The sequence below is a fragment of the Mycobacterium sp. genome, assembly GCF_049683355.1.
Taxonomy (GTDB): Bacteria; Actinomycetota; Actinomycetes; order Mycobacteriales; family Mycobacteriaceae; genus Mycobacterium.
Genome location: NZ_JBAUJB010000081.1, coordinates 22,328 through 28,638, shown reverse-complemented (window position 1 = coordinate 28,638; position 6,311 = coordinate 22,328). Strand labels below are relative to the sequence as shown.

The 6,311-nt window shown below is 68.1% G+C and carries 7 protein-coding genes; 4 read left to right on the top strand and 3 right to left on the bottom strand.

The genetic code is table 11. The features are described 5' to 3' along the window. Positions 1-88: 88 nt before the first annotated feature. Entirely contained in the window at positions 89-964 is an 876-nt protein-coding gene (locus WA944_RS05170) for an ion channel (RefSeq protein WP_526608599.1), read from the bottom strand. 176 nt (positions 965-1,140) lie between these two features. Between WA944_RS05170 and WA944_RS05165 the strand changes: the two genes are divergently transcribed. From WA944_RS05165 to WA944_RS05150, 4 genes are read left to right on the top strand one after another with little or no spacing between them, the layout of a single operon-like run. Next, the gene (locus tag WA944_RS05165; RefSeq protein WP_526608601.1) at positions 1,141-1,752 is read left to right on the top strand and encodes an ECF transporter S component; all 612 of its coding nucleotides are present in this window, start codon (positions 1,141-1,143) and stop codon (positions 1,750-1,752) included. Further along, positions 1,749-3,236, top strand: a complete 1,488-nt coding sequence (locus WA944_RS05160) for an ABC transporter ATP-binding protein (protein WP_526646476.1) — start codon at positions 1,749-1,751, stop codon at positions 3,234-3,236. Before WA944_RS05165 ends, WA944_RS05160 begins: the two co-directional genes overlap by 4 nt. Beyond that, on the top strand, positions 3,233-4,012 hold the full coding sequence (locus tag WA944_RS05155; protein ID WP_526372896.1) for an energy-coupling factor transporter transmembrane component T family protein: 780 nt from the start codon (positions 3,233-3,235) through the stop codon (positions 4,010-4,012). The genes WA944_RS05160 and WA944_RS05155 overlap by 4 nt, the downstream gene beginning before the upstream one ends. Before the next feature lie 42 nt (positions 4,013-4,054). Then, a complete protein-coding gene (locus tag WA944_RS05150) occupies positions 4,055-5,242 on the top strand; it encodes a metallophosphoesterase (protein ID WP_526372898.1) in 1,188 nt (395 codons plus the stop codon). 9 nt (positions 5,243-5,251) lie between these two features. Here the strand turns inward: WA944_RS05150 and WA944_RS05145 are convergent, their stop codons facing one another. Together WA944_RS05145 and scnC are read right to left on the bottom strand one after the other, a co-directional pair. After that, positions 5,252-5,533, bottom strand: coding sequence for a thiocyanate hydrolase (locus WA944_RS05145; RefSeq protein ID WP_526372937.1), 282 nt, complete (start codon positions 5,531-5,533; stop codon positions 5,252-5,254). A 68-nt stretch (positions 5,534-5,601) separates the two neighbouring features. Beyond that, a complete protein-coding gene (gene scnC / locus WA944_RS05140; protein WP_526372900.1) occupies positions 5,602-6,306 on the bottom strand; it encodes a thiocyanate hydrolase subunit gamma in 705 nt (234 codons plus the stop codon). Positions 6,307-6,311: the final 5 nt, after the last annotated feature.

Below are 6,311 nucleotides of genomic sequence, written 5' to 3'. Positions count from 1 at the left end.
TCACGCTCGAAGTCACGTCAGTGGCGAGCAACGCCGTCACCGGGGTTCGACTCAGGCGACGCACCTCAGACTGAGGTGGTCGATTCGCTCAGCTGGTGTGCCGGTGGTCCGCCGCGTAGGCCTTGATCACGGACGCGGTGTCGCCACCGAGTTGCAGGAACTCCGCGTCGAGCAGGCCGGCGAGGCTGTCGACCGCGGCCGTGAGCAGAGCGCCGGCGAGGCACATCTGCGGATTCTCGCTCTGGGCGGCCTCGTCGGCGAGCTGGGTGGCGTACTGGATGGAGACGGCCAACGACGCGTCCGCTTCGAGGTCGCGGAAGTAGTACGTCGCGCCGTCCTGGTTGAAATCGTTGCGGACCTCGACGATCGCGCTGGCCAGCCCGGTGAGAACGCCCGTGGGAACGCTGTTGACGTCCAGGGTGGGTTGCGCCCTTCGGGCCTCGCGCAGCGTCGAGAGCTGCAACGCCACCACGCGTCTGCGGTGCAGCGTGGGATAAATCTGCAGCACCCAGGACACTGCCGCGGTGAGCAGCATGAACCCGAACAGTGCTTCGAGCGGGACGATCAATCGCAGCCATGGTGAGGTGGGAACGACATCGCCGAACCCGAGCGTGCCGATGGTGACCAGCGATACGTACAACGAGTCGAGGACCGGGTGGCGTTCGGCAGGATCGAGTTCGGAGCCGAACGCGAAACCCTCCGGCATCAGCGAGAAATACAGCATCGCCCAGCCCAGGACTGCCATCGCTCCCCACGTCAGCACGACCAGCGCGATGCCCAGCGGACCCGTCATCGAGGCGATCCGGCGATCCGGGTGAAATACCCGCAGCAACCACCAGACGAACTTCATCACGTTCGGAGCGATGCTGCCGCGACCGATCGGGTGGAACAACGTGTGGAACACGTCGCGCATCACCGCAACCACGAACAGGGCGCCGATGACCCCGACTATCCAGTCCGTCACGAGCCTCCTCGATGGTCCGGCGGGTCAGTCGGCAGCCGGGTGCCACTCATCATGCTCCCTCGTACCAGCCGACGGCGCCCACACGGCGGAAAGGCAACGGTCCATAATGAGCGCTCATCCAAGGTGCCAACAGAGGAGTCCACGTGAGTGATCGGCAGCCCGAACCATCGGCTGGGCTGGATGACCCGACACCGGTCGGCCCACGATCTTTGCGGTGGCGGGTGGTCGACATCGTCGTCGCCAGTGTGCTGGCGGTGGCGGCGGGCCTGATCTTCGTGCTGTGGAACATCGCCTCCAACCCGATCGGCGCGCCGCTGGCGGCACTGCTTCCGGGTCTGCAAGCCAGCATCGGCGGGGTGTGGCTGTTCGCCGGCGTGCTCACCGCCCTGGTGATCCGCAAGCCGGGAGCGGCGCTGTTCGGTGAGATGGTGGCCGCGACGGTCTCGGCGCTCGTCGGTAACCAGTGGGGCGTGCTCACGCTGGAATTCGGGCTGGTCCAGGGCCTCGCCGCCGAACTGGTGTTCGCGCTGTTCCTCTACCGCCGGTGGAATCTGCCGGTGGCCCTGCTGGCCGGGGCCGCCGCCGGCCTCGCCATGGCCGTCAACGAGCTCTTGCTCTTGTACCCGGGCGCGGCCACCACGTTCGCCGTCGTCTACACGATCTCCGGGATCGTCTCCGGCGTCGTGCTCGCCGGCCTGCTGTCCTGGTTGGGCGTGCGGGCGCTGGCCAAGACCGGTGCGCTCAGCCGCTTCGATTCGGGCAGGATGGCGCAGCGCGACGCGCGATGAGCATCTCCCGCGGTGGCGCCGCCGTCACGGCCAGCGACTGGGGCTGGTGTCATGCTGGGCGATCCGCCTGGGCCGTACGCCACCTCGATCTTGCCGTCGAGCCCGGCGAACGGGTGCTGCTGTTGGGCCCCTCGGGTGCCGGCAAGTCAACGCTTCTGCACGGTCTGGCCGGGTTGCTCGGTGGCTCGGAGGACGGACACGAGACCGGGCGCCTACGGATCGACGGGGCACCTCCCGGCGAGCGGCGTGAACGTGTCGGCATGGTGCTGCAGGATCCCGACTCGCAGGTGATCCTGTCGCGCGTCGGTGATGACGTTGCGTTCGGAATGGAGAACTGCGGTGTGCCGCGGGAGCAGATCTGGCCGCGTGTCGCCGAGGCGCTGCACGCGGTGGGCCTGCCGCTGCCGCTGTCGAGATCGACATCAGAGCTCTCCGGCGGTGAGAAGCAGCGCCTGGCGCTGGCCGGGGTGATCGCGATGAACCCGGGCTTGATCCTGCTGGACGAGCCGACCGCCAACCTGGACCCCGCTGGTGTCATCGAGGTGCGCGACGCGATCGCCGCGACCGTGGCACAGTCGGGGGCGACGCTGATCGTCATCGAACACCGGACCGAGGCGTGGCTACCCGTCATCGATCGGGTCGTCGTGCTCGGCGCCGACGGCCAGGTGCTCGCGGACGGCACGCCCGACGACACGCTGCATCGGGAGCGCGATCATCTGGTGCGTTCGGGAGTGTGGGTGCCTGGTGCACCACGTCCAGAGATCAACCGTGACCGGGTCACGCACACCGAGCCGTTGGTGACGGCCGCCGGGCTGGCCTTCGGATATCGCGCCGGTGTGCCCGTCCACTCCGGGATGCACTTCGAGATCGCCAGTGCCCGAACGACGGTCGTGACGGGTCCCAACGGTGCGGGCAAAACCACGCTGGCGCTCACCCTCGGGGGTCTGCTTGCGCCGTTGGCGGGCCGGCTCGAGGCGGCCGTCGCGATGTCCCCGACACCCCATCGCCGCGAACCCATCCGGTGGCGGTCCCGCGAGCTGCTGAGCAGGATCGGCAGTGTGTTCCAGGATCCGGAACACCAATTCCTCACCGGCACAGTACGAGAGGAAGTCGCACTGGGGCCGCGCACCCTCAAGCGTGGCCGCTCGGAGACGGTCGCGCTCACCGACGCGCTCCTTGAGCGGTTGCGGCTGGCCCACCTTGCCCAGGCGAATCCGTTCACGCTGTCGGGAGGTGAGAAGCGTCGGCTGTCGGTCGCGACGGTGCTCGCGACGGCGCCCGAGCTGATCATCCTCGACGAGCCCACGTTCGGGCAGGACCGGCGCACCTGGGAGGAGCTGATCCGGCTGCTGGCCGAGATCGCCGACCGGGGGACCGCCGTCGTGGCCATCACCCACGACCTGGATTTTGTCGATCTGCTGGCCGACCACCACGTCGAACTGACCGGGGGAGATACCGACGCGGTCGTGGAGCCGCCGCGATGACCACCGTCGGCAGCGCGCCCCCCGACGCCGGTCGTGCGCTCAACCCGGTCGCCAAGCTGCTGACCGCCCTGGTGATAGCGGCCGCGCTGGTGCTCAGCGTCGACTGGGTCTCAGCGCTGACCGCGCTGGTTCTCGAACTCGTGCTCATCGTGGCGCTCGGTGTCCGGTTGCGTACGTTGCTCGTTCGCGGTGCGCTGATCGTCCTCGCCGCGGGACTCACCGGCGTCACGATCCTGCTCTACGGTGAACCGAGCGGCACCGTGCACTGGCATTTCCTGCTGGTCAACGTCAGCGACGGCTCCATCACGCTGGCGGTCGCCACCTTCCTTCGGGTGCTGGCCATCGCCCTGCCGTCGGTCTTCCTGTTCGTCGATGTGCAGCCCACCGAACTCGCCGACGGGCTCGGCCAGACACTGCGGCTGCCCGCCCGGTTCGTTCTCGGGGCGCTCGCGGGGATGCGCTTGGTCGGACTGCTCAACCAGGACTGGCAGTACCTCGGCCATGCGCGCCGGGCGCGGGGGATCGGAGACGACGGCCGGTTGCGGCGCACCGCCGGACAGGCGTTCGCGCTGCTGGTGTTCGCGGTGCGCCGCGGATCGAAACTGGCCACCGCGATGGAGGCGCGCGGATTCGGTGCGCGCACCGACCGCACGTGGGCGAGGCCGTCGGTCTTCGGGGCGCGCGAGGTCGTCCTGGTGCTGGCCGGCGTCGGCATCGGGGCCGCGGCGATCACCGTCGCGGTTCTCGCCGGATCGTGGAACTTCATCGGCAGGTAGCGTCGTCGATGAACCCACAGACAGAAAACGAGGCGCCCCGCCATGCCAGAGCCGCAGTCGGTTCAGACCAGACCCGTCGTGAGTCGGCGGTCGCGGCGTCGGTGGCTGCGCCGAGTCGTCGTGTCCACGATCCTGGTGACCCTGTTCGGGGTGCCGTGGTGGACGCTGCTCGTGGCCGGGACGCAGTGGCCCGACGCGGTGGTGGTGGCCGGTTCGATCGTGTTCGCGGCTGCGTTGGTGGCGTTGCCCGCCACGGTGATCTCCGGACACGGCCCGAGGCACCGGGATTGGCCGGCCAGGGTCGGCGACGCACTGCTGGGTGCGGTCTGGGTGCTGTTCGTCTGGTCGGTGCTGTCACTGCTGCTGCGCCTGGGACTGTCTGTGTTCGGTGTGGAGGATCCCCTCAGAGCGCGGGTGGTGGCGGTCTCGATGCTGATCGTCGTGGCTGTGCTGCTGGTGTGGGGCTACGTCGAAGCCATGCGGGTTCCGCGGACCAAGAATGTCGACGTCGACATCGCCGGGCTCGGTAGCGGGTTGGACGGTCTGCGGGTGGTGATGATCACCGACACCCATTACGGGCCGATCGACCGCGCCCGCTGGTCGGCAGCGGTGACCGAACGGGTCAACACCCTCGGCGCCGACATCGTCTGCCACGTCGGTGATCTCGCCGATGGCACGGTCACTGTGCGCGAACACCAGGTCGCTCCGTTGGCAGCGGCGCAGGGCAGGCTCGCGCGGGTCTACGTCACCGGCAACCACGAGTACTTCAGCGAGGCGCAGGGCTGGCTAAACTACATGGAGAGCATCGGCTGGGATGCGCTGCACAACAGGCACATCGTCGTCCAGCGTGGCGGTGACCAACTCGTGGTCGCCGGTGTGGACGACGCGACCGCCCACGCCTCCGGCCTCGACGGGCACGGCGAGAATCTCGACGTGGCCCTGGCGGACCGTGATCCTGCATTGCCGGTGCTGCTGCTCGCACACCAGCCCAAGCAGATCACCAGCGCGGTGCGCGCCGGCGTGGATCTGCAGATCTCCGGGCACACCCACGGCGGGCAGATCTGGCCGTTCAATTTCCTGGTCCGGCTCGATCAGCCGGTGGTGGCCGGCCTGAGCGCACACGGCGAGCGCACTCAGCTCTACACCAGCAGGGGCACCGGTTTCTGGGGGCCGCCGTTCCGGGTTTTCGCCCCCAGCGAGATCACCGTGCTGACGCTGCGTCAGGGGTAGTGGGCCGGGTCAGGTCTCGAGCCGTGCCCGGATGGCGGAAAGCTTCTGTTGCAGTTCGGAGTCGGTGATCAGTCCACGCGCCATCAGCGAATGCGCCAGGCAGACGAGCTGATTCTCCGGATAGGGAAGATCGGAGTAGACGGTCGCCGCGAGGACGTCCTCCTCGTCGCGGCGTTCCTTGAAGCTCGGAACCGGGCTGTCACATGATGCGTGGTCGAGCACATCGCAGAGGCCGTCGAGGCTCGTCTTCCACGGCGGTACCGGGTTCTCGACGCCGTACTTCGCGGCCATCGTCGGCCACACCTGGCGGCGCGCGACGATCTGCCTCAGTGTCTCGCTGTCCACGTTCGGCTCCACCGTCAGTCAGCTGCCGGGTGCACGGCGGCACGGGTGTCGGTGATGACATTGGTCGTCACGCCGGGCTTGGGTAGTGCCACGCCGATCAGACAGTCACGGGTGACGATCTCGGTCAGCTGGTCCTCGGACCAACCCTCGGTGCCGTCGGGACGCACCGGCATGACCATGAAGCGGTGTTTCTGGTTGGAGTCCTGCACCCGGACCTCGACGTCGTCGCTCAGGTAGAGGCCGAACTCCGCCAGTACCTGCCTGGGCCAACGGACAAGGCGTCGACGGTAATTGGGGGTGCGGTACCACTCCGGCGAATTGCCGAGGATGGGCCGTGGATAACACGAGCAGAGCGCACAGACGATGACGTGATGCACCGTCGGGGTGTCTTCGAGGATCTGGAACGCCGTGAAGTCGCTGGGGGTGCCGAAGCCGGTCGGTTCCAGCCAGTCGACACCGACCTCCTTACTGGCTTCCATCGGCTCGGTGAGGGCGAGGGTCTTGAAGTCCGGGTCGACCCAGGCGCGGGCGACCAGGCGGGCAGCAGGGGTGGGGCCGATCTGCTCGGCGAACTCGGTGAACCGGCGGTGCTCCTCGGCGGTGAAGATGCCCTTCTCGATGCACAATTCGCGCAGCGCGATCTCCAGCACCTCGAAGTCGGTGATCTCGTCGACCATCGGTTTCACGGTGCGGTCGTGGTCGTGGTCGTGGCTTGTCATATTCC

Bases quoted from the DNA above. Each gene is read 5' to 3' on its own strand.
- WA944_RS05160 (WP_526646476.1), top strand. From the start codon at position 1,749: ATGAGCATCTCCCGCGGTGGCGCCGCCGTCACGGCCAGCGACTGGGGC.
- WA944_RS05145 (WP_526372937.1), bottom strand. From the start codon at position 5,533: ATGGCCGCGAAGTACGGCGTCGAGAACCCGGTACCGCCGTGGAAGACG.
- WA944_RS05155 (WP_526372896.1), top strand. From the start codon at position 3,233: ATGACCACCGTCGGCAGCGCGCCCCCCGACGCCGGTCGTGCGCTCAAC.
- WA944_RS05150 (WP_526372898.1), top strand. From the start codon at position 4,055: ATGCCAGAGCCGCAGTCGGTTCAGACCAGACCCGTCGTGAGTCGGCGG.
- scnC (WP_526372900.1), bottom strand. From the start codon at position 6,306: ATGACAAGCCACGACCACGACCACGACCGCACCGTGAAACCGATGGTC.